General features: G+C 68.5%; 22 protein-coding genes. 6 read left to right on the top strand and 16 right to left on the bottom strand.

All coding sequences use genetic code 11. The features are described from left to right. Nucleotides 1–8: 8 nt before the first annotated feature. The 3 genes from ASD48_RS16565 to ASD48_RS16555 form a co-directional block, all read right to left on the bottom strand. Nucleotides 9–1,331 carry a UDP-glucose/GDP-mannose dehydrogenase family protein gene (locus tag ASD48_RS16565; RefSeq protein ID WP_057602418.1) on the bottom strand — a complete coding sequence of 441 codons (1,323 nt, stop codon included), beginning with the start codon at nucleotides 1,329–1,331 and terminating at the stop codon, nucleotides 9–11. 149 nt (nucleotides 1,332–1,480) lie between these two features. After that, on the bottom strand, nucleotides 1,481–2,722 hold the full coding sequence (locus tag ASD48_RS16560; RefSeq protein WP_057602417.1) for an aminotransferase class III-fold pyridoxal phosphate-dependent enzyme: 1,242 nt from the start codon (nucleotides 2,720–2,722) through the stop codon (nucleotides 1,481–1,483). 131 nt (nucleotides 2,723–2,853) lie between these two features. Continuing rightward, on the bottom strand, nucleotides 2,854–4,110 hold the full coding sequence (locus ASD48_RS16555; RefSeq protein WP_057602416.1) for a hypothetical protein: 1,257 nt from the start codon (nucleotides 4,108–4,110) through the stop codon (nucleotides 2,854–2,856). 201 nt (nucleotides 4,111–4,311) lie between these two features. Here ASD48_RS16555 and ASD48_RS45980 point away from each other — a divergent pair, with 201 nt between their 5' ends. After that, nucleotides 4,312–4,443 (top strand): hypothetical protein, encoded by a 132-nt coding sequence (locus ASD48_RS45980; RefSeq protein WP_282438189.1) that lies wholly within the window; start codon nucleotides 4,312–4,314, stop codon nucleotides 4,441–4,443. 111 nt (nucleotides 4,444–4,554) lie between these two features. Here ASD48_RS45980 and ASD48_RS16545 read toward each other — a convergent pair whose 3' ends face one another. The 11 genes from ASD48_RS16545 to ASD48_RS16495 form a co-directional block, all read right to left on the bottom strand. Then, complete coding sequence (locus tag ASD48_RS16545) at nucleotides 4,555–5,247, bottom strand: hypothetical protein (RefSeq protein ID WP_057602414.1); 693 nt, start codon at nucleotides 5,245–5,247, stop codon at nucleotides 4,555–4,557. Between the two features lie 444 nt (nucleotides 5,248–5,691). Continuing rightward, nucleotides 5,692–6,510 (bottom strand): zinc-dependent metalloprotease, encoded by an 819-nt coding sequence (locus ASD48_RS16540; RefSeq protein ID WP_057602413.1) that lies wholly within the window; start codon nucleotides 6,508–6,510, stop codon nucleotides 5,692–5,694. Nucleotides 6,511–6,654: 144 nt separating this feature from the next. Continuing rightward, nucleotides 6,655–7,929, bottom strand: a complete 1,275-nt coding sequence (locus tag ASD48_RS16535; RefSeq protein WP_242432613.1) for an acyl-CoA dehydrogenase family protein — start codon at nucleotides 7,927–7,929, stop codon at nucleotides 6,655–6,657. A 112-nt stretch (nucleotides 7,930–8,041) separates the two neighbouring features. Continuing rightward, nucleotides 8,042–8,665: a GAF domain-containing protein gene (locus tag ASD48_RS16530; protein ID WP_107104334.1), complete on the bottom strand. Its 624-nt coding sequence runs from the start codon at nucleotides 8,663–8,665 to the stop codon at nucleotides 8,042–8,044. Then, nucleotides 8,662–9,261, bottom strand: coding sequence for an ATP/GTP-binding protein (locus tag ASD48_RS16525; protein ID WP_107104336.1), 600 nt, complete (start codon nucleotides 9,259–9,261; stop codon nucleotides 8,662–8,664). Before ASD48_RS16525 ends, ASD48_RS16530 begins: the two co-directional genes overlap by 4 nt. A 5-nt stretch (nucleotides 9,262–9,266) precedes the next feature. Then, entirely contained in the window at nucleotides 9,267–9,680 is a 414-nt protein-coding gene (locus ASD48_RS16520; protein ID WP_242432612.1) for a DUF742 domain-containing protein, read from the bottom strand. Further along, a complete protein-coding gene (locus ASD48_RS16515) occupies nucleotides 9,677–10,135 on the bottom strand; it encodes a roadblock/LC7 domain-containing protein (protein WP_157880634.1) in 459 nt (152 codons plus the stop codon). Before ASD48_RS16515 ends, ASD48_RS16520 begins: the two co-directional genes overlap by 4 nt. 82 nt (nucleotides 10,136–10,217) lie before the next feature. Further along, complete coding sequence (locus ASD48_RS16510) at nucleotides 10,218–11,705, bottom strand: ATP-binding protein (RefSeq protein ID WP_057602409.1); 1,488 nt, start codon at nucleotides 11,703–11,705, stop codon at nucleotides 10,218–10,220. Between the two features lie 166 nt (nucleotides 11,706–11,871). Then, the gene (locus ASD48_RS16505; RefSeq protein WP_063887455.1) at nucleotides 11,872–12,291 is read right to left on the bottom strand and encodes an ATP-binding protein; all 420 of its coding nucleotides are present in this window, start codon (nucleotides 12,289–12,291) and stop codon (nucleotides 11,872–11,874) included. Between the two features lie 682 nt (nucleotides 12,292–12,973). Beyond that, nucleotides 12,974–13,573, bottom strand: coding sequence for a GNAT family N-acetyltransferase (locus tag ASD48_RS16500; protein WP_057602407.1), 600 nt, complete (start codon nucleotides 13,571–13,573; stop codon nucleotides 12,974–12,976). Further along, the gene (locus ASD48_RS16495) at nucleotides 13,570–14,889 is read right to left on the bottom strand and encodes a hypothetical protein (RefSeq protein WP_057602406.1); all 1,320 of its coding nucleotides are present in this window, start codon (nucleotides 14,887–14,889) and stop codon (nucleotides 13,570–13,572) included. The genes ASD48_RS16500 and ASD48_RS16495 overlap by 4 nt, the downstream gene beginning before the upstream one ends. 413 nt (nucleotides 14,890–15,302) lie before the next feature. Here ASD48_RS16495 and tgmA point away from each other — a divergent pair, with 413 nt between their 5' ends. The 4 genes from tgmA (at nucleotide 15,303) to ASD48_RS16475 (ending at nucleotide 18,430) form a co-directional block, all read left to right on the top strand. Continuing rightward, nucleotides 15,303–15,596: a putative ATP-grasp-modified RiPP gene (gene tgmA / locus ASD48_RS16490; protein ID WP_057602405.1), complete on the top strand. Its 294-nt coding sequence runs from the start codon at nucleotides 15,303–15,305 to the stop codon at nucleotides 15,594–15,596. Further along, nucleotides 15,593–16,540, top strand: a complete 948-nt coding sequence (gene tgmB / locus ASD48_RS16485) for an ATP-grasp ribosomal peptide maturase (protein ID WP_057602404.1) — start codon at nucleotides 15,593–15,595, stop codon at nucleotides 16,538–16,540. The genes tgmA and tgmB overlap by 4 nt, the downstream gene beginning before the upstream one ends. After that, nucleotides 16,537–17,664, top strand: a complete 1,128-nt coding sequence (gene tgmC / locus ASD48_RS16480) for an ATP-grasp peptide maturase system methyltransferase (protein ID WP_057602403.1) — start codon at nucleotides 16,537–16,539, stop codon at nucleotides 17,662–17,664. Before tgmB ends, tgmC begins: the two co-directional genes overlap by 4 nt. 64 nt (nucleotides 17,665–17,728) lie before the next feature. Then, nucleotides 17,729–18,430: a class I SAM-dependent methyltransferase gene (locus ASD48_RS16475; protein ID WP_107104333.1), complete on the top strand. Its 702-nt coding sequence runs from the start codon at nucleotides 17,729–17,731 to the stop codon at nucleotides 18,428–18,430. A gap of 924 nt (nucleotides 18,431–19,354) precedes the next feature. Here ASD48_RS16475 and ASD48_RS45175 read toward each other — a convergent pair. Then, entirely contained in the window at nucleotides 19,355–19,600 is a 246-nt protein-coding gene (locus ASD48_RS45175) for a DUF3761 domain-containing protein (protein WP_057602401.1), read from the bottom strand. Between the two features lie 209 nt (nucleotides 19,601–19,809). Then, a complete protein-coding gene (locus tag ASD48_RS16465; protein WP_157880633.1) occupies nucleotides 19,810–20,247 on the bottom strand; it encodes a hypothetical protein in 438 nt (145 codons plus the stop codon). A gap of 882 nt (nucleotides 20,248–21,129) precedes the next feature. Between ASD48_RS16465 and ASD48_RS16460 the strand changes: the two genes are divergently transcribed. Next, entirely contained in the window at nucleotides 21,130–23,493 is a 2,364-nt protein-coding gene (locus tag ASD48_RS16460; protein WP_157880632.1) for a tetratricopeptide repeat protein, read from the top strand. The last annotated feature ends 102 nt before the right edge of the window (nucleotides 23,494–23,595 follow it).

Genomic DNA, 23,595 nt, shown 5'->3' with positions numbered 1-23,595 from the left:
GCCCGGTTCTACTTCCCCGGCCGCCCGAGCTGGCGAACAGTCCATCCTGCCGCTCGCCAGGGCTCAGGGTCGAGGGTGGTCCGGCAGTCGACAAGCAGGGGGTTGGCCGGGCGGTCCACCAAGGTGTGGGGAACGGCCTGCCGGTATTCGGGCCACTCGGTGGCCAGGACGACGAGGTCCGCGCCGTCGAGGGAGGCGGCCAGGTCGTCGGTGTAGTCCAGCTCCGGGTTGCGGACCATCGCCGTGGGCACGGCTTGCGGGTCGTGGACGGTGACGACGCCGCCGGCCTGCTGGAGTACCTGGCAGAGGGCAAGGGCCGGAGAATCGCGTACGTCGTTGGTGCCGGGCTTGAACGCGGCGCCCCACACGGTGATCCGGGCGGCCTTGATGGGGCGGTCGCCCAAGGCACGGGTGATGAGCCCGAGGGCGACGTCCGTGCGGTGCTCGTTGATCTCCTCGGCGGCGCGCAGGAGGGCCGCGGCCTGCTCGGCGCCGAGCTGCCGGGCGGAGGCGGTGAAGGCCCGGACGTCCTTGGGGAGGCAGCCGCCGCCGTAGCCGATCCCGGGCCGCATGCCCCCGGCGCCGATGCGGGGGTCGATGCCGAGGATGTCCACGATCTGGGAGACGTCGCCGCCCGCGGCCTCGCACATGTCGGCGACAGCGTTGATGTAGCTGATCTTCAAACCGAGGAACGTATTCGCGGCGCCCTTGGCCAGTTCGGCGGTCTGCGGGTCGGTGACGAAGATCGGCACGCCCGCGTCGATGATCCCGGCGTACACCGCGCGGATCGCCTTCTCGCCCTCCGCGGTGGAGACGCCGGCGATGAGCCGGTCCGGGCGAAGGGTGTCCTCGACGGCGTGGCCTTCGCGCAGGAACTCCGGGTTCCATACGACGTCGACCCGGTCGCCGGCGGGGGCCAGGCGCTGCGCGAGGGCGGTGACCTGGATGGTGGTGCCGACGGTGACGGTGGACTTCCCGACGATCGTGCACGCGCGGTCGAGGTGGGGAGCGAGCTGACGGATCGCGCCGAAGACCTGTGCGGTGTCGTAGGAGCGGCCGTCCGCGTCGATGGGAGTGCCGACACCGATGAAGTGCAGCTCGGCGAAGTCGGCGGCCTCGCGGATGTCGGTGGTGAAGCGCAGCCGTCCGCTCTGGGTATGGCGGGCGAGCAGTTCCGGCAGGCCGGTCTCGTAGATGGGGCATTCGCCGGCGTTGAGCCGATCGACCTTGGCCTGGTCGACGTCCACGCCGATGACCTCGTGGCCGAGCTCGGCCATCGCCGCCGCGTGCGGGATGCCGAGGTGACCGCAGCCGATCACGGAAACACGCATTGCAGGTCGTCCTTGTCTCGTCGGGGGCACACCGACTTCGGTGGGCATCCAGACGCTATCGGTTGGCGAGCACGCCCCAAGTCGGGCTGCTCACGGGTTCGTTGGAGTGTTCGATCGGGTGACGCGAGTCAGGTCGGGGCGCCGACGGTTCAGCTCACGGCGTCCAGCGCGCCGGACAGCGCGATGGACAGGAACTCGATGTCCTCGTCCGTCGACGTCAGCGGGGGCGCGACGACGAGCCCTTCGCTCTCGGGCTCCCCGGCGCCGGTGAACGGGTAGAAGAACCCGCCTCGGTCCTCCACGGCCTTCATCACCGGCCAGAGCTTTCCCGGGGCGACCTCCACCCCGTAGAGGAATCCCCGCCCGCGGATGTCCAGCACCGGCCCGACACCCCTCAGCGACGTCATGGCCTCCCCGAGGCGGTGGCCGCGCGCTGCGAAGGCGACGAAGTCCATCTCCTCCAGCTCGTCCAGGACACCCAGGCACGCGGCTGCCATGAGGGGATGGGTGGCCATGGTGCCCATTGCGGGCAGCGGGTCGGAGTCCGCGTGCCGGACCCACTGGGCCATCTCGGGTGACACCAGCACCGCGCCGACGCTTGTGTATCCGGCGCCCAGCCCCTTGGACAGGATCACTATGTCGGGCTCGCAGCCGTCCCAGTGATGGCTGGCGAGCGGGGTTCCGGTGCGCCACATTCCGGTCAGTACCTCGTCGTGGATCACCAGGACGTCCCGCTCTCGGCAGATCTCCGAGACCCGCCGCAGGTAGCCGTCGGGCGGCACGAAGCCGCCGCCCGTGGTCCCGTTGATGGGCTCGATCAGTACCGCGGCGACGTGCTCAGCTCCGCGGCGGTCGATCTCCTTCGCGATCTCGTTGGCGCACGAGGCGTCGCAGTCGCGGTCCGTGTGAGGGTGCGTCGGCGGGTAGGGCGCCGGGAAGCCGGGGCATAGGCCGAGAGCGTCCTGCGGGCGGGGCCTGCGGGCGTGGTTGCCGGCCAGGGCGAGGGTGAGGGCCGACATCCCGTGGTAGCTCAAGGTCGAGGTCAGGATGTCCCCGCGCCGCTTCCCGTTACGTACCCGGGTGATGTTCCGCGCCAGGCCCAGGGCCACCTCGACGCCGAGCGTCCCGCACGTGGTCAGCGCTACGGAGTCGTCAGGTCGGCCCACGGCGCGGCACAGACGTTCCATCAGTTCCATCTGGATGTGGGGCTGGACGACGGCGGCGCCGCCGAAGGAGTAGCGGAAGAACTGCCTCTCGATCCTGGCGTGGACCTTGGGGCTGCTCTGGCCCACGTTGGTGCAGAGCAGCCCGCTCGATCCGTCGAAGATCCGGTCGCCGCCCGCAAGGTGCAGCCATGGGCCCTGTGTTCCTACGACCTCGAAGTCCGGCATGGGCCTGGATGACGTCAGCAGCCGCTCACGGTTTTGCGCGTACCGATCCACTTGGGGGAGTCCCTTCTCGGGTGTGCTCACGGAGGGGGCCGCGCGCGAGCGCCGTGCGCGGCCCCGGGAAACCGTGCCGATCAGGCGGCAGCCTGGGCGACGGGGACGGTCACGCCGAGCTGGTGGCACAGTTCGATGAGCGTGGGGATGGCCTCGGCCTTCACGATCACGTCACCGTCCTGCGGGCCCTCCAGCGGGTAGGGCATGTACGTGCCGAACTCCTCCAGACCTTCGGTGTCGATGTAGAAGACCTTCATGCCGCGCTCGCGGGCCCGCTTCTGGACCGACCGCCGATCGGCGTGCAGGCCGACGACCAGGAGCGCCTTCGCCTCGGGGTGGAACGGCACCGGCGGGATCTTCTGGTCGTAGCGGCGCACGAAGTGCTCCGCGAGCCCGGCCCGTGCGGCGAGCAGATCGAAGTTGTGCTGCATCACCGGGCCGACGAAAACTCCGGCGTCGTGCAGGGCCTTGAGCGCGTGGTGCGCAGCCGTCGGTTCGGCGAGGAAGCTGACGCGGAACATCGTGACCAGCTCGTCCGCCTTCGCCGTGGCGTCGAGCAGCATCTCCCGCACGAGCGTGTCCTTCTGCGGGCTCAGGATGAACGGGTGCGTCTGCTTCATGACGTTGTCGGTCCGCTCGGTGACCCGGTATGCCTGGTGCAGGAAGTGCAGAGGTGGCACCCCGGCCTCTACGCTCGTGCCGCAGCCGAGCTCGATCTGGAACGGCAGGTAGTTCTTCAGCTCGCTCAGGTCGTCGGCGTAGGTGGGGTTGCCGCGCTCGTCCTTGATGCGGGTGCCGCCCGCCAGGACGTTCCACGGCATCTGTCGCACGTTGCGCGTCACCGCGAAGTCCTCGGAGACGAACACCACGTCGAGCGAGCAGAACCCGGCCGGCGTCTCCCGCGAGGCTCGCTCGTCCTGCGGGTGCGTGTGGTACGGGGTGACGGTGACCCGCAGGTCGCCCTTCGACCACATGGCGTCATCGACCTGCCGCCATCCGCCTTCGGCGAGCCAGGAGCACACGTTGTCGCGGTACTCGCCGATCTCGGCCTTCGGGGCGAGGACCGACGCGTACAGGTACAGGTCCGAGAGAACGAGCCGCGGCACCGGGAACGTGTAGTCGAGGTCGAACCGGTAGCGGTAGTGCACGATGCGGCGGCGGCCCTGCTCGTCCTCGGACCATCCGGACTGCACGGCGTTCGCTGGGTCCTGCGTCCGGCGCCAGATACCCTCTTCGATCGCCCGGGGCCGTTCGTGTTCGGCGCCGGCGAAGTGCTTCTCCCAGGTGGCCACCTGGGTGTCATCGAGTTGTTCGATCACGGGATAGGGAAGGAACATCTCGTCCTCCTAGTGAGCGGTGTTGGAGTAGCGCGTGCTTCCCGGTCCGGGCTCGGCTGCCATTCCGCTGCAACGCGGGGAGGCTGCTGCATGTGCGGTCGCGGGGCCGTGCTCGACGGGAAGTTGGAGCCCGCCCCGTCCTGCGCCAGGGGCAGGACGTGGCCCGGCAGCAGGCCGGGGCGGGAGTCTGAGGGTGCGGCGTTGGCTTTCTTCGAGAACACCGCCGGCATGACGGCCGTGGTGCGCGGCCAGCAGAACGTGCAAACGCCTCAGGATCTGCAGAGGCCGCCTGCGCGCGGGGGCCTGCGGGCCGCTGCCGCGCGGCTGGCGTGAGGGGCGCTGGCCGTCCTGCGGACGGAACGTCGCACAGGATTCGGACAGGCGATCGTGGATGTAGCCGTACGCAAGCTCTCTCCTTCGGGGAAGGGTCAAGCGAGGGGGGAACTACCGGACCGGCTGGCCATTGGCAGATGCGCGGTGCGTGTCTGCTTCCGCCATGGCCTGCAATTCGGCAGGGGACACGGACGCGACACCGTGGACGCTGTGCACGGTGAAGCTGGCCAGTGTCCAGCGGATCTCCTTGTCCCCGATGTGGACATGCTGGAGTTCGCCGGGCCGGCTCCCGGGGTGAGGGAGAGGAGTCAGCGTCTTCGGGTCATGGACGATGCCAGCCACACCCCACAGCACGGAACGCTTCACAAGCGCGGCCGCATAGCCGCGCCGCAGAGGCGGACAGTTTTGCGTCGCCTCTACTGCGCAGAGGGGGTGCACGGGCGGTGCAGTGGTGGTTTCCCCTTCGTAGATCGGGGTGGTGCCTCCCACCAGCTGAAGGGTGCGTCCTTTGCTGAACCATCCGAGAACGCATTGTCCGCACAGCTGGCAGAGGTCGTTGCGCATCGCCAGCTTTTGCCGGTGCGAATTGTTGCGCAGGAAGTCCGGTCGGCCGCAGCCCTGGGCGAGGCCGGTGCGTACCCACAGCGCTTCCAGGCGTCGGTCGGCCATCTCGTTCTCGTCCACATAGCCGATGCGTTGGCCGCGGGGGCCGGGGACTTTGATGATGCGCGTCTGGGGGACGTGCTCCGCGGTCCACGAGGTGAGGTACGGAACCCGCATGCCCCGCCACAGCAGCGGCTTCACCGAGCCACCGTCCCCGCAGCACTCAGGGAGGCCGCGATCGTTGCACCGCCGGAATTGGCAGGACAACACCTTCGGCACTGGTTCGTTTCGGATGTGCCTTCGACGCTGTCGAAGACGGGCGGTGTGAGCGCAGCACTCTCTTGGTCAGGGGAATCAGCGTGGTGGCTTGGGCCCCCTGCCCCGCCCTGGACCAGGGTCCGGTCCGGGGAACGAGAGGGCTGAGGGGGTGCTGCGCCAGGAAAGAGGAAGGCGGGATGGTCGGGCTGCACCGTTGTTGTCCTTGGTCTGCGTCGCGGAAAGCTCTCGGTGGTTCACCCGGCGCGGGGCGGCTGTAGCGCGCTCGCAGAGGAGGGCGCGTCAAACAGTCGTCCCCGCGCCGGGCTGGTATCCCGCGCTGGGCAATGGGGGTGCCTGGCGAGGGACGTCAGAGGGCGGCACGCCCCGTCATCCGAAGCGCTGCATCCAGCCGATGGGTGTGCTGGCCTCATCGCGGGTCGGAACGAGGTCGGGACGGTGCCAGACCTTGTTGAAGGCATCGAGGCCGTGCGTGGTGACGATTTCCTCCACGCTGTCGACGGCCCTGGTGAAGTACTCCAGCATTTCGGTGCGGTGAGGGTTTGCGGCAAGGTCTCTGTAGCGGTGAGTGGCGTGCGGGTTGATCTCCTTCAGCGACACCGGGGCGCCGAGGAGTTTCGTCGTGATCTGCCGGTCGGCCCAGTAGGCGTGCCCTTCCACGAGGAAGCCGTAGTCGCGCTCGGCTATGCCCCGCAGCTCCGGGTAGTAGCTGTCCTGTAGCCGCCACATCGCACCGTGGTCGGTGGCGTGCTGGGCGATGTGGGTCAGCTCGTGGCAGATGACCTTGGTGAGCACGGCCTGGTCGTTGAGCCGGCCGGCTTCGCGCATGGACTGGGGCAGGATCACCAGCTCGAACCGGCCCGGGCGGAAGTCGACGACCTGGGCGCCGATCAGGGGCCAGATCCGGTGCCGGCCGTTGCACTGGGTGTAGTGCTGTACCTTCGCCTGGCGCCTGCGCCTTCGAGGTGCGCGCAGTTCGCGGGCTTCGGCCCGCAGCAGCCGTGCGCTGCGGCGCTGGTGCGCCTTCAGCCATGCACGCGGGGACATGGTCCGGATGACCACCCTGTCGGGCAGTACCAGTCCCGTCACCGCTTCGACGAGCGGGGCGGTTTCGGCGGCGACGGCCTCAACGCGCTGCGCCAGGTCGTCGAATCTGCGGCCTGCGTCATGGCGGACGGTGATGTTCATGCGTTCCTCTGAGGAGGGGGTGGACGGACAGGGGCGTGGGGGTGTGAGCCCCGCCGCAGCCCTGGCCTGGACGGTTGGCCTGCGGCGGGGCTGGGGGCCCGCGCACGGCAATGCGGATGTACGGGGGTGCCGTGCGCGGGGGCTTTACAGGGCGGGCGCCGGGTCTGCTCGGGCGTGCCGGGTGAGGTGGGCGAGGCGGACGGACCACTGCGTGTGGTCGGTCTCCTCGCCGGGGTGGCCGTGTTCGTGGAGGAGGTTCTGCGCGAGGCGGATGCGCTGGACTTCTCCGGTTCCGGCGGGGGCGTAGGTGGTCTGCATGTCGCGCCAGATGCGCTCGAGGGGGTAGTCCTCGGTGAGGGCGTTCGCGCCGTGCAGTTCCATGGCGTCCCGGCCGGCTTCGGCTGCGAGTTCATGGCCGATGGCCTTGGCGGCGATGAGTTCCATGTCGCAGGGCAGGCCGCGGTCGAGCATGTCGACGGCGTGGTAGGCCAGGATCCGGGCCATGATCGCCCGGGCGGACATGCGGCCGAGCCGGTCACGGACCACCCCGAGGTCGGCGACCGCCCCTTTGTAGCGGGGCCGGTTGCTGACGTGCTGTGTGGTGAGGGCGACGGCCGCTTCGTGCAGGCCGAGGCTGACCGCGGCCAGGTTGGGTCTTCCGTACAGGACACTGCTGGACTGGGCGATGTCGAAGCCTTGTCCCACCTCGCCCAGGATGTTCTGTGGTGGGATGCGGACGCGGTCGAAGCTGATCAGGCCGTAGCTGAAGCCGTGCAGGCCGAGCTTGCTGGTGTGGCGATGCACGTGCACGCCTCGCTGGTCGGTTCGGACGAGGAACGCGGTGAGGGCCTGGGAGGTGCGGGCGCCGGGCGGGGCGGTGCGGGCGACGACGACGTTGAGGCCGGCGAGGTGGCTGTTGCCGACATGGGCCTTGGTCCCGGACAGCACCCAGGCCTTGCCGTCCCACTCGGCGCTGGTGGTCATGCCGCCGATGTGGCCGCCTTGGTCCGGCTCGGTCACCGCGATCGACATCAGCACGCTCCCGTCGGCGACGCCGGGCAGCAGCGCGGCGTGCTGGTCGTCGCTGCCGTAGTGGAGGAGGGCTGCGACCGGGATCAGACCGGCCTGGAGGATCGCGGCGGCCGCGCCGGAGACGCGGGCGAGGCGGTGGATCAGGATCGTCTTGGCGACGTGTCCGGCCTGCATGCCGCCGAACGCGGTGGGGACGGTGACGCCGAACCAGCGGCGGCCGGCCATGAGCCGGGCGATCTTCCGGTCGACGCGGCTCGGCGCGCTCTCCATGCGCTCCACCAAGGGAAGGACCTCCTCTTGGGCGAAGGCGTCGGCGTCCGCCCATAACGCCTGGTGGGCGGGTGTGAGAAACCTGTCGAGGGTGGCGGGCGTGCGGGGCACAGGCACGAGTGGTTCCCCCCTTTCCTTCCTTGCTGGGCGGGCGGCTGCGGCCACGGCAGCGGCGGTGACCGTGACGGTTGAAGCCGGGGCCGGTGTGGGAACCCGGCCGCGGGCGGGGTCAGGGCAGGGGGGTGGGGATGTGGAGGAGGTCGGCGGCCGCGCGGGCGCCGTCCTTGACGACGGCTTGGAGACGGCGGGCGTCGTCGAGGGTGCGTGGTTCGGTGTCGATCACGCAGACGGTGGCGAGGACCAGGCCGGTGGCGGCGTCGATGACGGGCTCGCCGAAGTAGCTCTGGATGCCGATGGCGTCGCAGACATGGTTGCTGGCGTAGCGGGGGGAGGCGGCGACGTTCGGCAGCGGCAGGCCGAGTCTGCGCTGGACGACTTCGGGGCAGTAGCCGTGGCCGCGGCTCATGGTGCGGCCGACGAGGGGATAGCCCGCCTCACTCGGGGGGTTGCGCAGGCCGATGAAGGTCTGTTCCTCGCTGAACGCGTTCACCATCGCGTAGCGGAATCCCGCGCGTTCGCTCATGGTGTCGGCCAGCGCGTCGAGGTCCTCGTGGTCGTGCAGGCGGATGTCGAGTTCCCGCAGGCGGGTCAGGCGGGTGGCCATGTCGGTGAGTTCGGTGCGCGGGTCGGCGGTGAACACCTCCAGCCTGCGTTCGACGGCCCGCCACGCGGAGGGCGGTGCCGGTGGGGGTGGGGTGGGGGTGGTGGGGTGGCCGGGGTGGAAGGTCATCATGCGTCCAGGAGGGCGGTAGGGGCGGCGGGTGCGGTGTCCAGCACGTGCTGGACCAGCGCGAGAAGGACGCCGGCCACGGAGTCGGGTTCGCGGGCGTCGCAGAACAGCACCGGCACGTCGTCGTCGAGGTCGAAGGCCTCGCGGATCTCGCCCAGGCTGCGCGGGGCAGCTTCGGGGAACCGGTTGACGGCGATGAGGAAGGGCAGGCCGAGCTGTTCGAAGTAGTCGGCTGCGGGGAAGCTGCTGGCGAGTCTGCGGGTGTCGGCCAGGACGACGGCGCCGAAGGCTCCCTCGGCGAGGTGGTGCCAGAAGCTCCAGAACCGCGGCTGCCCCGGGGTGCCGAACAGGTAGAGCTCGACGGGGTCGGGCAGGTCCCAGCCGACGCGGCCGAAGTCGAAGGCGACCGTGGTCGTCGTCTTGGCCTCAACGCCGTCCAGGCTGTCGACGGGCTCGCTCTGCGCGGTCAGGCGCTCCTCGGTCCGCAGCGGCGGGATGTCGCTGATGGCGCCGATGGCGGTGGTCTTGCCGACACCGAACCCTCCGGCCACCACCAGCTTCACCACTGCACGCTCCGGGCCCTGCGGTTGGACCGGCATGCGGGTCACCCGGCTTTCGCGGCAGCGTCGGGGAACTTGAGCCGCAGCGCGGCCGCCACCGCATGCAGCATCTGCACGTCGGGGCCCTGACCGGACGGCACGTCCGGCACCGGGACCGTCAGCACGCCCGCGTCGATCAGGTCCGAGGCCAGCACCCGGACCGCGGCGACGTGCAGGCCGGCCATCCCGGCCAGCTCGGCGAGCGGCCGCCGCCTCTGCCGGCACAGCTGAACGATCCGCACACTCTCCGCGGGCAGCCCGGGGCGCGGCGCGCGTCGGCCCGGGCCCAGAACGGTGTGCAGGCTCAAGGAGTGGCGGGCGCGGGTGCGGCCGTCGGTGACCGCGTGCAGGCGCACGACCGTCGCCGTCTCGTCCGCCTGCACGGCTCGTAACGGCCCCGGAACGGTACGGGAGTTCACTCGCCACCACCGTCCTGGCCGTGGCGGGCACGCACGGGGGTCGTCATGAACGGGGCGAAGTTCTGGATCAGCCGGCCCACGCTGTAGGCGATCGTGCCGATGTTGGCGTCGGTACGGGCCAGCACCACCAGCACCGTGGGCACCGTCCCCCCGCCCTTGTTGAAGGCGTGCCCGGTACCGGCGTCCGTGAGGAGGAACAGGGCGTCGTCGCGTTCCACCAGCACCTGCCGCGCAGGCAGCTGCGCACCCATCGGCCCGGCCACGCTCTTGGCCAGCGCGGCCATCCCGGAAAACGTGGCGGCCAGCTGGTCCACCCAGCCGATCTCCATGTGCGAGCAGAACACCTGGGGCAGGCCGTCCCGCGAAGCGAGCAGGGCATCCGTGGCGCCGGGGGTGTCCTTCACGAACTCCTCGAGCAGCCGCGAGATCTGCCCCCGGACTGCGTCGGCGGACACGGCGGAAGAACCTGTGTCGTGCATGTCGTGAGCCATGGCGAAATCACTCCAAACAAGAGCGAGAAAGAAGGGGGAGGGGAGGTCAGGATTTGGTGGTTGGGGCGGCGCCCGGAGCCGGGCCTGCTGTGAGTCCGGTGCTCAGGCCGGTTCGCCACTCGGCTGCGGCCTGAGGGTTCGCCGCCCGGGCCGGTGCCGCAGGGGTAACGCTGGCGTCCGGCATGGGCCGGGCCACCCGCTGACGCCTCGGCAGCGGGCCGTCACCACCGGACACCGCCAGCTGCTGCGGACCGCGGCCGCCCGGGCCCGGCGCGGACCGTGCCGCCTGCTGCCGCCCGGCACCGGCGGGGGAGGGCCCCGCCACGGCGGCCGGCGCCGCGGCAGGGAGCGTGACGGTGCCGAAAGCCGGCTCGATCGGCACGAGATACCGCTCAGGGATGACCACGTGGGCGGTGGTCCCACCCATCGCGTTCACCACCAACTCGACCTGCAGACCATGCCGGGCGGCGATCTTCGCCGTAGTGATCAGCCCGAAGCACCCCGCCCGCACCATCCCCGCCACATCAGCCTGCCGGGGATGCGCCAGGAGATGATTCAGCATCGCCCTCTTCCCGGCATCCATCGGCAGCACCGCCCGGTCCTCGACCTCGATCAACAGACCCGCCGCCACCTTCTGCGCCCGCACCATCACCGGGGTCGCCGGATCAGAATGATCCAGCCCGTTGTCGATCAACTCGGCCAGCAGATGCGCCACATCCGGATGCACCTGCGCAGGCAGCGCGAACACCGTCCCGACCTCACCGTTGACCAACTGCACCCGCGGGTACTTCACCACCTCCGACTTCGCACCCAGCAGCACCTTCGCCACCTGCACCGGCTGCCGCGTCTCCCGCAGAGAAGCACCGCCCAGGACCACGGACACGCTCTCCACCATCCGCCGAAGCCGCGTCGCCAAATGATCGGTCCCGTAACTCCAATTCAGCAGCACAGGGTCGTCGGTCGACCGCTGCAACCCCGTCAAGTACTCCAGCATCTGGTCGATCAAAACGTGCTGGCGCCGGGTCAAGCTGCGATGCATGTCGACCAGCAACGCCGCCTGCGAATCGTCATGCACCCGCAACAACGCACCCGCACCCTGCACATGCAACTGGCCGACCAGATCGACAACCCTGCCCACCGCACCCTCGCCGGCCGACGCAGGCTCCAGCGGCAGCGGCGGCCGCACCCCCTGACACAGCTGATCCGCCGTCCAGACCATCGTCGCCTCAGCAGCGCCCACCGCCTCCGCGACCCGCTGAAACTCCGCCTCGAGCCGACCCTGGAGAACCGCGGCCACCGCCCGCGCGCGGACGAGGCCGACCAGCACCGCCCCGAGCACACTGCCGGACACCGCGACGACGACTTGCACGGGGCCTAATCGGTACAGCCACGCAGCCAACAGCGTCACGCCGAGCAGGACGAGCACGCTCACCAGCGGCAAGATCAGCACACCGCTGACCGCGCCGAGCAGGAAGCGGTCCTCCTCGGGACGACGGCCTCGCCTGCGGCGATGAGAGATGCGACGGGACGACATTGAAGATCCTCAACAGTCGGGTTCTGACGTAAGCGGGAAAGGGCTACCGAAGTCGATTCGACGGTCACATCGGGACACTGCGGAACCGAGGTCCGCGGGACCGACCGAGCGGCGGCCTGTCACACGGGACGAGGCCAGCCAGCGCGACGGGGCAGGGTGGTCACGGTCAGGGTTGCTCCGGCGGTACGACGAGGCTGCACCAGGTCTCCGAACCGTCGCCGCTGGTTCCCCACCTGCCGCCGTTCTCCTGGACCAAGGCATCAACCAGAGCCAGACCACGCCCCGATTCGGCGTTGCCGTCAACGTCCTTGCGCCGAGCGCTGCCCGGCATACCGTCGGCGACAGCAATGTGCAGGACGCCGTGCTCGAGGCGGAGGCTCAGAGTGATCTGGCGGGTGCCGCTGTGCAGGACTGCGTTTGTCAGCAGCTCCGAGACGATCAGCAGCACTTCGTCGATGAGCATGTTCAGGCCGTAGCACCTGAGTTTGGCTGCCACGGCCCGGCGCATGACCCCGACCTGGTATGCATCCTGTACGCGGGGTGGAGCGTCACCGGAGCGAGGGGCGATCGCGAACCGCGTGTCCATCACGTCGCTGGTGTGGTCCGAAGACCGGTAATGCTCTCCTACCGCCGCGCTTGCCACGGCGCCTCCCTGGTCGGTCGTCACGTGGTGACAACGCAACCAGCAGGCCAGCGGCGGATACGACGCCAGCGCGATGCAAGAACGATGTAAGTGGAATTCGAGGTAGTAAAGCCGAGCCTGAAGGCGCGCGATGGCCTGCCCGCGGTTCGTTCCTTGGTAGAGAACTCTGTTTGATGCCCGTGCTGTCCTGCTATAACGATGCCCCTACCGGGCTACGGCCTTAACCTCCACTGCGTTTGGCGCGGCGTGATCACGGTTGTGGAAATGGCGGGTTCAGGGCTTTCCGGGAAGCAAGCCGTGGCTCCTGACGGCCAAGCTCAGTCGTTGTGCCGCATTTGAATGGGCGTCAGCATCGGCTGGTGATAGGGGCCGGAAACTGGGCCGCTGGGACACAACGGCGTCAGATTGATCACTCGTGCAGGCCGGGGGCTGTGACCCGCGCTGTCTGTACTGGTCGAGCCCCAACGAGCGAGGCGAGCCATGTCGCTGCTTGCTGAACTACGAAGTGACACCTGGCAGTCGAGCTGCCCCAGCATGGTCATTGCGTCTGCGCCGACCGATTGGCAACACGCTTCAGAAGGAGTCCGCTCTGCTACCCCATTCCCCGGGCAACTCCCAAGGCAAATCAGCATCTTGGTTCCGGCAAACCCTCAGCAGATTCAACCCGGAGGAGCAGAAGGTCATAGACCGGCCCGTCGGGTTCGTTGCGGTACGGGCCGGCGTACCGGTAGCCGAGCCTGTCGTACAGCGAGCGCCCACTGGCGTTGTCGGGACGTACCAGCAGCGAGGACCACTCAGGGTTGATCGATGTGACGAGTGCGGCGTGTAGACGGGTACCGATGCCCCGGCCCTGCCAGGCTGGGGTGACCGCAAGCTCGCACAGCCCCATCAGACGACTGGCGCGGACAGATTCGGGGATCTGGGGCAGCAGTTCGCTGCCGAACCAGTACTCCGGCGTGCAGGGAAAGGCGTACCCGAAGCCGACCATGGCGCCGTGCGCGTACGCCGCGACCAGCGTGAAACCCTCCCTGTGGTGGTGGACATGTCCGAGGACCTGACGGCGCAGCGCGGGTACGGACAGGCCGTCGGTGGCGGCGCCAGGGGTGTCCACGATCTCGGGGTGGGCGTCGGCCCAGAGGTCGGCGACCGTGTCGACCAGCGGTGCGACCTGGCCGGGTCCGTAGGTGCGGATCACGACGTCTGTGTGGGTGCTGGGGGTGCTCACGCCCGTCCTCCTGCGGTGGCGGTGATGGTTCGGTACTCCTCGATCCAGTCTGCGACTGCAGGGACGCGGTTGTGCCGCTGGAGTGCACCCGCAACATTGTGAAGTGCTTGCAATAGCCGGTCGGAGCGCACCTCGGGGAGGAATTCCAAGACCTTGCCCGCGGCCTCGGCGGCGGCCTCCGGTTCGGGCCGGCCCCTCACGGCATGTTGGATGGCTACGTCGGCGGTGTACAGAGCAGAATTCCTTGCAAATGTCCCCCCGTGCAGCATGACGGCCTGCTCGGCCCCGGCGGCGGCGCGTTCGTGCTGTCCGAGATCAGCCCGGGCCAGGGACTCCAACCCGGCGAGTTCGCCGGGTGCAAAGAAGCCCAGCCATGCCGGGTCTGCATCGCTGGGCCCCTGGGCATACAGACGATGGGACTTCACGATCGCCCGATCCGTCGCGCCGGCGTCACCAGCGAGTGCCCAGCCTCCGGCCTCGCGCATATGGAACAGGGACAACAGCCGGGCGGAACCGATGTGGCGGGCGACAGTCTGCGCACCCTGTGCGGCGGCGACCGCCTCACGCGGCCGTCCCTGGGCCTTGGCCAGCAGGCTCAGGCAGCCGAATGCATGGCTCTCCAGTTCCGGGTCATCGGCAATCCGTGCGGCCGCGAGTGCCTCGCCGTACAGCGAGTGAGCGTCACCCGGGCGGCCGGAGTCGTACGACAACCACCCGGCGGCGATCGACAGAGCGCCGACGGCCGAGCGGAGTTTCCGCTCGGTCTTCCCCGTGTAAGTTCCGGTCTGTAACCACTGGTAGGCGGTGTGCAGGGCCCGTGAGGCGGCCTGGCGCAGCATCGCCGAACCGTGGTCGTGGTCCTGCTCGTACAGCACGGACACGGCCCGGGTAACGGCACGTACGTGGGTGGCACCAATCTTTCCCGGAGACGTGTCGTCAGCGCCGAACGGCAGCCCGAGGGCGACGCCCGCGCCGTCGAGCAGGAAGTCACGCCGCTCCACCGGATCACTCTCCTCCCGTGGCACGGTCACAGTATTCACCGTGCCCGCAGAGGGCGCCGGGCTGGTACGAAAACCCAGTTGTGCCATGCTGCGGCCGGTCATCTGGGTAAGGATCCGCCGGTAGACGGCGCGGGGACAGTCGACCTCCCCATCTTCCCAGGCTGCCACTAATCGGGTCTGGCACCCGACGTGCTCGCCCAGCTCCTCGCCAGCCTTGCGGACCGCCGAGGCGAACTCCATTCGGCTCATCTGGAAGTCCAGCTCGCGCACCTGACGCAGCACGGTATTGGGGAGCGCTCTGCGAGGGTCGGTCATGCCGGGCTCCGGAGTCCGCGAAGTGGAAGGGCGCGGCCACGGTACCGCGCTCCTTCCCATTTCATGCCCGGCCTTGGCTAACGCTCACTTGCCTGGACCGACTTACATCGTTCTTGCATTGCTCTGGCGTCGAATCCACCTGGGTACAGGTGCTTGGGTGGTAAGTCACATGACGCCTAATCAGGGATCTAGGAGGCGGCCTTAGCAGATGCTGCGAGCAGCGCGAGGCGATGGCCAGAACGTCGGGGCCACCAGCAAGGGGCCAGCTCATCCGCCAGACATAACACAGGGGCCGGCCGCCCCTTCCAACGCTCCGGCAGCGCGGCCCGCTCACCTGTCTGGCACTGCGTACCATGCGGAGCCGCCTCCACCTGGACCCTTTACGTGCCCGTGCCACACACATAGGAGACGCGATGTTTGTACATTCCGACCGTCTGCCCACGAGCGTAGCCATCCCGCAGGGCATCAACACCCCGAAGCCGTGGGGCATCAGCCGCATGGCGCCGTACCCGACATCGGCTCCCGAATACACACGGGTAGAGCTGAACCCTGTCACCCAGACCGCCATATTCTTCGACGGCTCAGGCCAGGTGATGGAGATGCCCGGCCACGGCACCAGCACCGGCACCAGTCCGGCCACGGGAACCAGCCCCGACGGCAACGGCTCCACCCAAGACAGCGACACAGGCAGCGACAACGACCAATGAGCGATCAGCGTCCAGTGCTGGTCGTCACCAGCCTGTATGACCCCACAGCCGACGTGGTGATCAGTGAGCTCCACGACCGGGATATCCCAGTCGTGCGGTTCGACTCGGGAGACTTCCCCGCATCGCTGTCGGTGGAAGCGGAGATCACTCAAAACGGCATCCAGGGACGCATCAGCACCCCGACGCGCAGTGCCGACCTGGCCCACGTCCGCGCGCTTTACTACCGCCGCCCAACCGGCTTCGCCTTCCCTCACCTCGACGATCAGGACGCGCGGTTCGCCATCACCCAAGCCCGATACGGCCTCGGCGGTGTGATCGCCGCGCTCCCTGACTGCCTGTATGTGAACCACCCTCACCGCATTGGCGACGCCGAATTCAAACCGGCCGGCCTCGCCGCCGCGGTGCAGGCCGGCCTCCAGACTCCGCCTACTCTCATCACCTCCCAACCCGAGGCTGCCAGGACCTTCATCGAGCGCCACGGCCCGGTGATCTACAAGCCCTTGCATAATCCCGCCTATCACGTCGACGACGTCTCCTGCACCGTCGAGATTGCCGAGACGGCTGCCGGAGACATAGACGACCGGGTGTCCGGCACCGCCCACCTTTTCCAACAGCGCGTACCCAAGACAGCGGACGTCCGCGTGACAGCGATCGGACCTCACATCTTCAGCGTCCGGATCGACTCCGACCTGCTGGACTGGCGCACCGACTACAGCCACCTGACCTACACCCCCGTATCCGCCCCCGCGCAGATCGAGATCGCGCTTCACGACTACCTCAACCACTTCGGACTGCTCTTCGGCGCATTCGACTTCGCTCTCGACGCCGAAGGCCAATGGTGGTTCCTGGAATGCAACCCCTCCGGCCAGTGGTACTGGCTACAGAACGAGACCGGACTGCCCATGTGCGCAGCCCTGGCCGATCTACTGGAAAGGAAATCGTGAGCGACCACGAACCACTCCTGCGACAGCTCATCGACGCCGTGACGGCCGACGGATCCCTGCGCACGGACCCGTGGAAGAAGGCTGCTGAGGCCGTACCCAGGCACGAGTTCCTGCGCACCGGCTTCTTCCGCGCAGTGCCCCACACGTCGCCCACCGCCTGGGCCCCGGTACTTCAGGACCAGGATGACTGGCTCTCCGCCTGCTACGCCGACGAATCCCTGGTCACACAGATCGCTGGCACGATCAGACCAGCCAATATCCACGGCGAGATCATGCGCGAACCCACCAGCTCCAGCACGCTCCCCTCGCTCGTACTGCGCATGCTGGAGGACCTCCTCGTAGAGCCGGACATGAACGTGCTGGAGGTCGGCACCGGAACCGGCTACTCCACCGCCGTGCTCTGCGCGCGCCTGGGCGATGACCACGTCACCTCGATCGAATACGACGAGGGAGTCGCCCAGCAAGCTCGAGACGCTCTCAGCCGACTCGGCGCCTTTCCCACTCTGCTGACTGGCGACGGTCTTGCTGGCCACGAGCACGGCGCACCCTACGACCGGATCATCGCCACCTGCGCTGTACACACCGTGCCCGCGACCTGGCTCGAACAGACCCGGCCCGGCGGGCACATCCTGACGACCATCGGCGGCTGGCTCAACGCATCCGAACTGGTCCGCCTGACCGTCCACGAAGACGGCACCGCATCTGGGCCAGTACTGAGCGGACAGGTCAGCTTCATGCTCGCCCGCCCCCACCTGCCGCGACCCATCGGCCTGCTCCCCGACCTCAGTGCCGGCAACGAACGCGAAGCCCTCATCGGGGCCGACGTCCTCACCGACTGGACCACCCGCTTCGTCGCACAGTTCGCCGCGCCCCAGGCACAGCACATGAACCTGCGGCAGGGCGAGCAAGACGAGGACGTCCTGATCGATGCCACGACCGGATCGTGGGCCGCGCTCTACGAAGAGAATGGTCGCTGGATCGTCCGGCAGGGCGGTCCTCAACCCCCCTGGGACGCCATCGAAGACCATCTGGGCCGCTGGCATGCCGCCGGAACTCCGGCGATTCAAAAGGCCGTAGTTCGGGTCACCGCGCAATCCCAGAGCATCCACTGGGGGCATGCATGATCACCCCGGGTGGGATTCGGCTGAACCTGCCCCGCGATCGACAGCACCCGCCAGGATGGGTCGGGTGACCCGCACCGCAGACCTCTGGCACCACTACGGCCGCCCCCGGCACACCACCGACCGTGCCGTGCCCAGCGGCTTCCACTGGAGCTGGGGCCAGGCCAGCGGACCTGGAGCAGAAATCCTCGGCGATCTCACCGGCCGGTGCGTAGGCGATCTCGGTGCCGGGGCGGCCCGGCAGGCAGCCCATCTGGCCGTCCACCATCACCCCGCCCGCGTCGTCGCCGTCGATGCCTCGCCCGCCCAGCACGCCATGGCCGGCGACCTGTACGGCCACCTCACCCCGCAGCTACACCTCGCCCTTTGCGACGTGCCGGCCCACCTCAGGGCCAGCCCCGACACCTACGACGTGCTCTACAGCGTTTTCGGCGCCGTCGACTTCACCGAACCGCGCGAGCTGCTGCCCGCAGCCGTACGTGCGCTGCGCCCCGGTGGACGGCTGGTGTTCTCCACCCTCGCCCATCACCTCGGCGGCACGCCCGCCGACCCCGACGTGCGGCACACCGAGATCGGTGCGAAGACACCGGACGGCGCGGCGGCCGTCCTACGCCGCTGGGTGCTTCAGGAACACGTGTGGACCACGCTCCTCGACGAGGCCGGATTCACCCGGATCACTACCGAGGTGCTCCCCGGCGGACCGGGGCCGCGCGTCGCCGACACGCTCCTGGTAAGGGCGTTTCGCACGGACGACCAGCGGGCCGTCTGACACGGCGGCCGACTGGTTTGTTCCCAGCCGGATACGGGCCGGAGCTGGCCGCCCCCCCCACTACATCCTCATAGGTTGTCATCCTGTGCGACAGCAGCTCGTGCTGGGCAGCGCAGAGGCACGCGTTCACTGCACAACTGCGCGCTCGGGGACAACAGGTCCCAAAGAAGCCTGACTTCCCGTCGTGACGCTGAAGCGTTCCAGGTCAGCCCCTCCAGCAGTCCGGACCGGCGTACACAACCGTCCAGATGGTGGGGAGCATGCCCATATGCGCCCCCCGTGCATCGCCACCAGAGCTCCGACCGCAGAAGACACAGCCCGCACGTGGGTAGGGAATCAGCAACACAAAAAGGCCCCCGAAGCAGGCGCACGGCTTCCCAACCGACCTGCCTCGAAGGCCAATCCCCAGGCAACCCTGGAAGGAGAAGTACGTTGACCGCACCTCTCTGTGAGGCATACCCGACCCAGTGCGCCACACACGGCGCAACCCGGTGGCATCACATCGTGATCACTATCGTGATCACTGTGACCGTGGCGGGATGCGCCGGAATGAGCCCCGAATGGCTCACGGCCATAGCCGCACTCCTTGCTGCTACAGCCAGCAAGTAGCGCCACGCTCCCTGCCCGGTCCGCCCGGGCAGGGACCCGCGCCACGCTCACGGGTACGGCCTGCCACGCGGCGCCTGCCCGAGCAACCCTCACCCCTGGCGTCTCCAGCTGAACTCGTTGCCGCAGCCGCGGTCGGCCGCCGGGGGGAACACTGAAGCCGCCAACGAACCACGTTCGAAGAAGCAGGCACAGGCACTGCCCGCCTCGGGCGGCAGGGATCGCGGTGAGCTGCGGCCCGCTCGGAGATCGTCACAGCAGCACAGGGTGCGCATGTCAGTGCTGCGTCCACCGGAGCGCGGGGGCGGACGTGCTGGTCTACCGGTACCAGTACTTGACGCCCCTGTGGTGGGAGCACGTACCGCGGGAGTGAGCACTGTAGGAATAGGTGCCGTCCTTGCACTTCGCCGTCGCGCCGCGTGGGTGCGGGCTGTTGGCCTTGCACACCCCCGTGGTGTGCCGGGCGCATGACGCCGCGACCGCATCCGTCGCAGCCGCCAACGGCGCCAGCAGTGCCCCCGCCACGACGACCGCCGTCACCACACCCTTCAACCTGGCCAGCATGAAAGCCCCCTTTCGTTCAAACCGGAAGACGCGATCATCCGCCTGCTGGCCGCCGCCGTGCGGCGGTTGACAGCGCCGGTGACCAGGCTGTGACGGACGTGAACGAACAGACACCGAAGGTTCGACCCACCAGAACATTCATCCGATCCGACCTGCCTTTCCATCGACCAGTGATCGGCAGGCCCGCCCTGAGGGGCCCTCTGTGAGGGCTACCGGCGCAGAACGCCGGCGAGGCCCCAGGCTGCCGCAGCGACGGTGCACAGGGTGAGTCCGGCGGGGACGTTGCCGACCGCGAAGAACGTCAGGGTCACGCCGAAGGCGGCGAGGCCGGCGATGATGAGGCTGTAGACGGCGATGGACGCCATGGCTTTGCAGAAGGTCTCGGTGATCTCGCGCAGCCGCCTGTGACGGCGTTCGCGGGCGACCTGGCGGACACGGCCACGGGAGGCCTTGGTCCGGCCCTTCTGTGTTGCCCAGTGATGCCTGGCGGCCTCGAGGGGTGCGTCGAGGTTGACCTCGTTCTCCGCGACGCTGACCTTGGCCATGGCGCCGTGGGCGGGGCGCAGCCCGTTTGACGCGGATTCGGGCAGCGGCTGCCGCCGCGGGTGAGACAAGTGCGCCTGCGGGTCGGGGCATTGGGATGGCATGGCGTTCTCCAAAACGGATGTCGAGCTGGCCGCAGGCGCGGCCGGCGTGTTGCCCAGACTCGGCTGCTGCGGGAACTCGACTCCGGGTTGCGATGACGCCCTGCACGGGCCGGGGGAGAGGCACTGCTCACGAGGCGTCCGCTGCACGGCAGGCAGATGCCGGGTGCGATGAGCCGCGACCGCAGTGCGAGCGGCGAGAGAAGAGTTCAAACAGGCTGACGCGGGCCTCTGGCGCGATGCCTACACCTGGTGCCACCGTGCAGCCCAGACTGGAGTTCGCTGGGACGTCGAGCTGGCTATGACCAGCCTTCAGGAACTCGACTTCACCGACCAGGCCGAACAGCTCAGGCGCTCGGACTCGACACCGACAGCGCCGCTCCCTGGCGTCTCACCCCACCGCCCACAGACGCGGCCGTTGGCGCGGTCGCGTGTGAGATGTGCGCTGGCCGTCGTGACGGAGGGTGATTGCGCAGGGAACATGCGCTCTGCCGGGCTGACGGTATGCAAGAAGAGCAGTGCGCTGGCGGTGTGGTCAGCTGTGCCGCGTGTGCTCGCAGCAACAGGACGCCAAGTAGGCCATGCTGTCAGAGGCTTTGCGGTCTCAGCCGGAAGGGTTGAGCAGCCAGTGCATGAGTTCGTGGGCTGCACCAGAGAGCAGGCCGGGTGGCCGCGGCACAGGCAAGCTGGATGCGTTCGCGGCGGGTGAGGATCTTGCCGGGCACGGTGGTCTCCTGCCAGTACATCGATGGGGTATGCGTACAGGGGCTGGGATCACTGTGGCGGCGGCGGGCTGATCGGCTCTGCAATGCAACAGAGATGCGTTACGGGGGGAGGTGGCCTGAACAGAGGCTATTAGGGTGTGCCTCAGTGGATGATGTCTGGATGAGTCGCTACGGGCACAAGGAGCGGGGCGGATCGATGCGGGTGATCCCGCGCCCTGTGGTTCCGGCGGGGCCGCTGCGGGATCTGAAGGATCTGCTGTACGAGTCCTATCTGGCTGCCGGTCCGCCGACGCTGGATGAAATGGCGGCCGCTCTGGGGGATGCGGATGCCGAGGACGACATGGTGAAGGCAGCGCCGTCCCGAGACACGATTCAGCGGATCATCAAGCAGCCGGTGCTGCCAGCGCGGCAGGGTGACGTCGTTTCGCTGGTGGCTGTGCTGACACGCATGGCGGGGGGTGAAGCGGAACCGGCAGCTCAGAGAGCTGCCAGCTTGTGGCTGGATGCACGGCTGGAGCGTCCGCTCGGGCTCTCGATCGGCGGACTGGATCCGATTGATCTGGAAGTACACCGGGCGATTGAGGTTGAGGAGAGCCAGCGCCTGCCCGGCGTGCCGGATCTTCCTACCTATGTGGCGCGCCCTCATGACTGGGTGCTTGGTGAAGTGGTGCACAAGGCGGCCCAGGGCGAGAGCCAGCTCGTGATGCTGGTGGGCGGATCTTCTACTGGCAAGACACGGGCTTGTTGGGAGGCAGTGCAACTGCTGCCGGAAGACTGGCGGTTGTGGCATCCCATAGATCCCGAGCGGCCGGGTGCGGCATTGGCCGACCTGCCCCAGGTGGGATCGCGCACCGTGGTGTGGCTCAACGAATCCCACCATTACCTGTTCACTGCGGACCAGGCTGTAGGTGAGCAGGTCGCCGCAGGGCTGAGGGCATTGTTGCGAGATCAGGCCCGCGCCCCGGTGCTGGTGCTGGGAACAATCTGGCCGGAATACCGCAATAGCCTCATGGTGGAGCCCAAGCCAGGTGGCCCGGACCCGCACGCCCAGGCGCGGGCTCTCCTCACCGGCCGTGAACTGACCGTGCCAGCGGCGTTCGATGAGACGGCGATGCTTGACCTGTCGAAGAAGGCCCGCAGGGATCCTCGCTTGGCGTACGCCCGCGACCGGGCCGAACAAGGCCACATCACCCAGTACTTGGCGGGCGCTCCGGAGCTGCTGTCCCGGTTCGAGGCAGCGCCACCTGGCGCCAAGGCTGTGGTTCTGGCCGCCATGGACGCCCGACGAGCGGGGCACGGGCTCGACCTGCCCCACTCGTTCCTCGGCGAGGCCTGCGAAGGCTACTTCTCCGACCAGGAATGGGATCTCCTTGCGGAGAACTGGCTTGAGGAAGCCTTCGCCTACGCCACCCGACCCGTCCGCGGAGCCCGTGGCATGCTGACACGGCGGCGCCCCCGCAGAGGGGAGCCCTCCTCCGAAGGCCCCCTCTATCGACTTGCCGACTACCTTGAGCAGCAGGGCAGACAGACCCGGCGGACCCAGCGGATACCGCCCTCGGTCTGGGAGAGCGCACTGCGGCACAGAGTGTCCGGACGCACGCTCGCACCGTTCGCACGATCGTGTGGTCTGCTGCGCGTCGCCTTCCACCTCGAGAGCCAAGCCGCCGCGTCCGGCCTCGGCGAGAGCGCGCGCCGTGCCGGAGATGTCCTCCGAAAGGCCGGCAGGCTGAAGGAAGCACTGCCGTGGTATCAGAAGGCCGCCGATGCCGGAGACGCAGAATCGGCCTTGCGGGCAGGCCAGTTGCTGTGGCAGCAGGAACGCTGGGGTCCGGCTCTGGACTCTTTCCGCTGGGCCGCGGACATGGGGCTGGCCGACCTCGCCAAACAGAGGGCGTGGGCCATGGTCCACTATGCACCGCACCTGCGGCCCCAGGCCTGGATGGGCCCCCAGCCGGAAGCAGGGCCCTCTCTCAGCGGCACGTCCACAAGGTCCGCGCTTCGCAACCCCCACGCAGAAGAACTCGACAATCTACTCGCCCAGGGACAGACCGAGGCAGCCCTGACGTTGGCGCGAACCTTGGGTGTCGATCTGCCCCCGATATTCAGGCGCGGAGCGGCGAGCCTCATCAAGCAGGGGTTCATCGATGAAGCGATCAAGTGGTATGCACTTGCCTTCGACGCGGGAGACGCCGGCGCTGCATGGCGCGTCGGCCGGCTCCTGCGCGAGCAAGGACACGACGATGAAGCAATCGAGTGGTACCAGCGCGGTGCATACGCCGGAGATCGTACCGCTCTGCAGCGCGTCGCCTACCTGATGCGAGAACGCGGCCGACTTGACGAGGCAGTGGAGTGGGCACGCAAGTCAGCGGACACCGGTGACGAACACGCCATCCGCCTGGCAGCCGACCTGCTACGCCTTCAGGGCAAGGAGCACGAGGCTGACCGGCTCCTTGCATACGGCTGGGAGCTGGACGGCACGATCGCCGATTCCTGGGGGCCGTGGAGCGCTGAAGATGAACGGTGAAATCCATGCTCCTCAGACACAGTCCCCGCAAGGGGGTCAGCGTACCGGGACGGTCTGCAGGTAGGTGAACCCTCACCAGGTCAGCGATCCGCCCCATGATGC

This window comes from Streptomyces sp. Root1310 (genome assembly GCF_001426425.1).
Taxonomy (GTDB): Bacteria; Actinomycetota; Actinomycetes; order Streptomycetales; family Streptomycetaceae; genus Streptomyces.
This window is presented reverse-complemented; position numbering and strand designations above follow the sequence as displayed.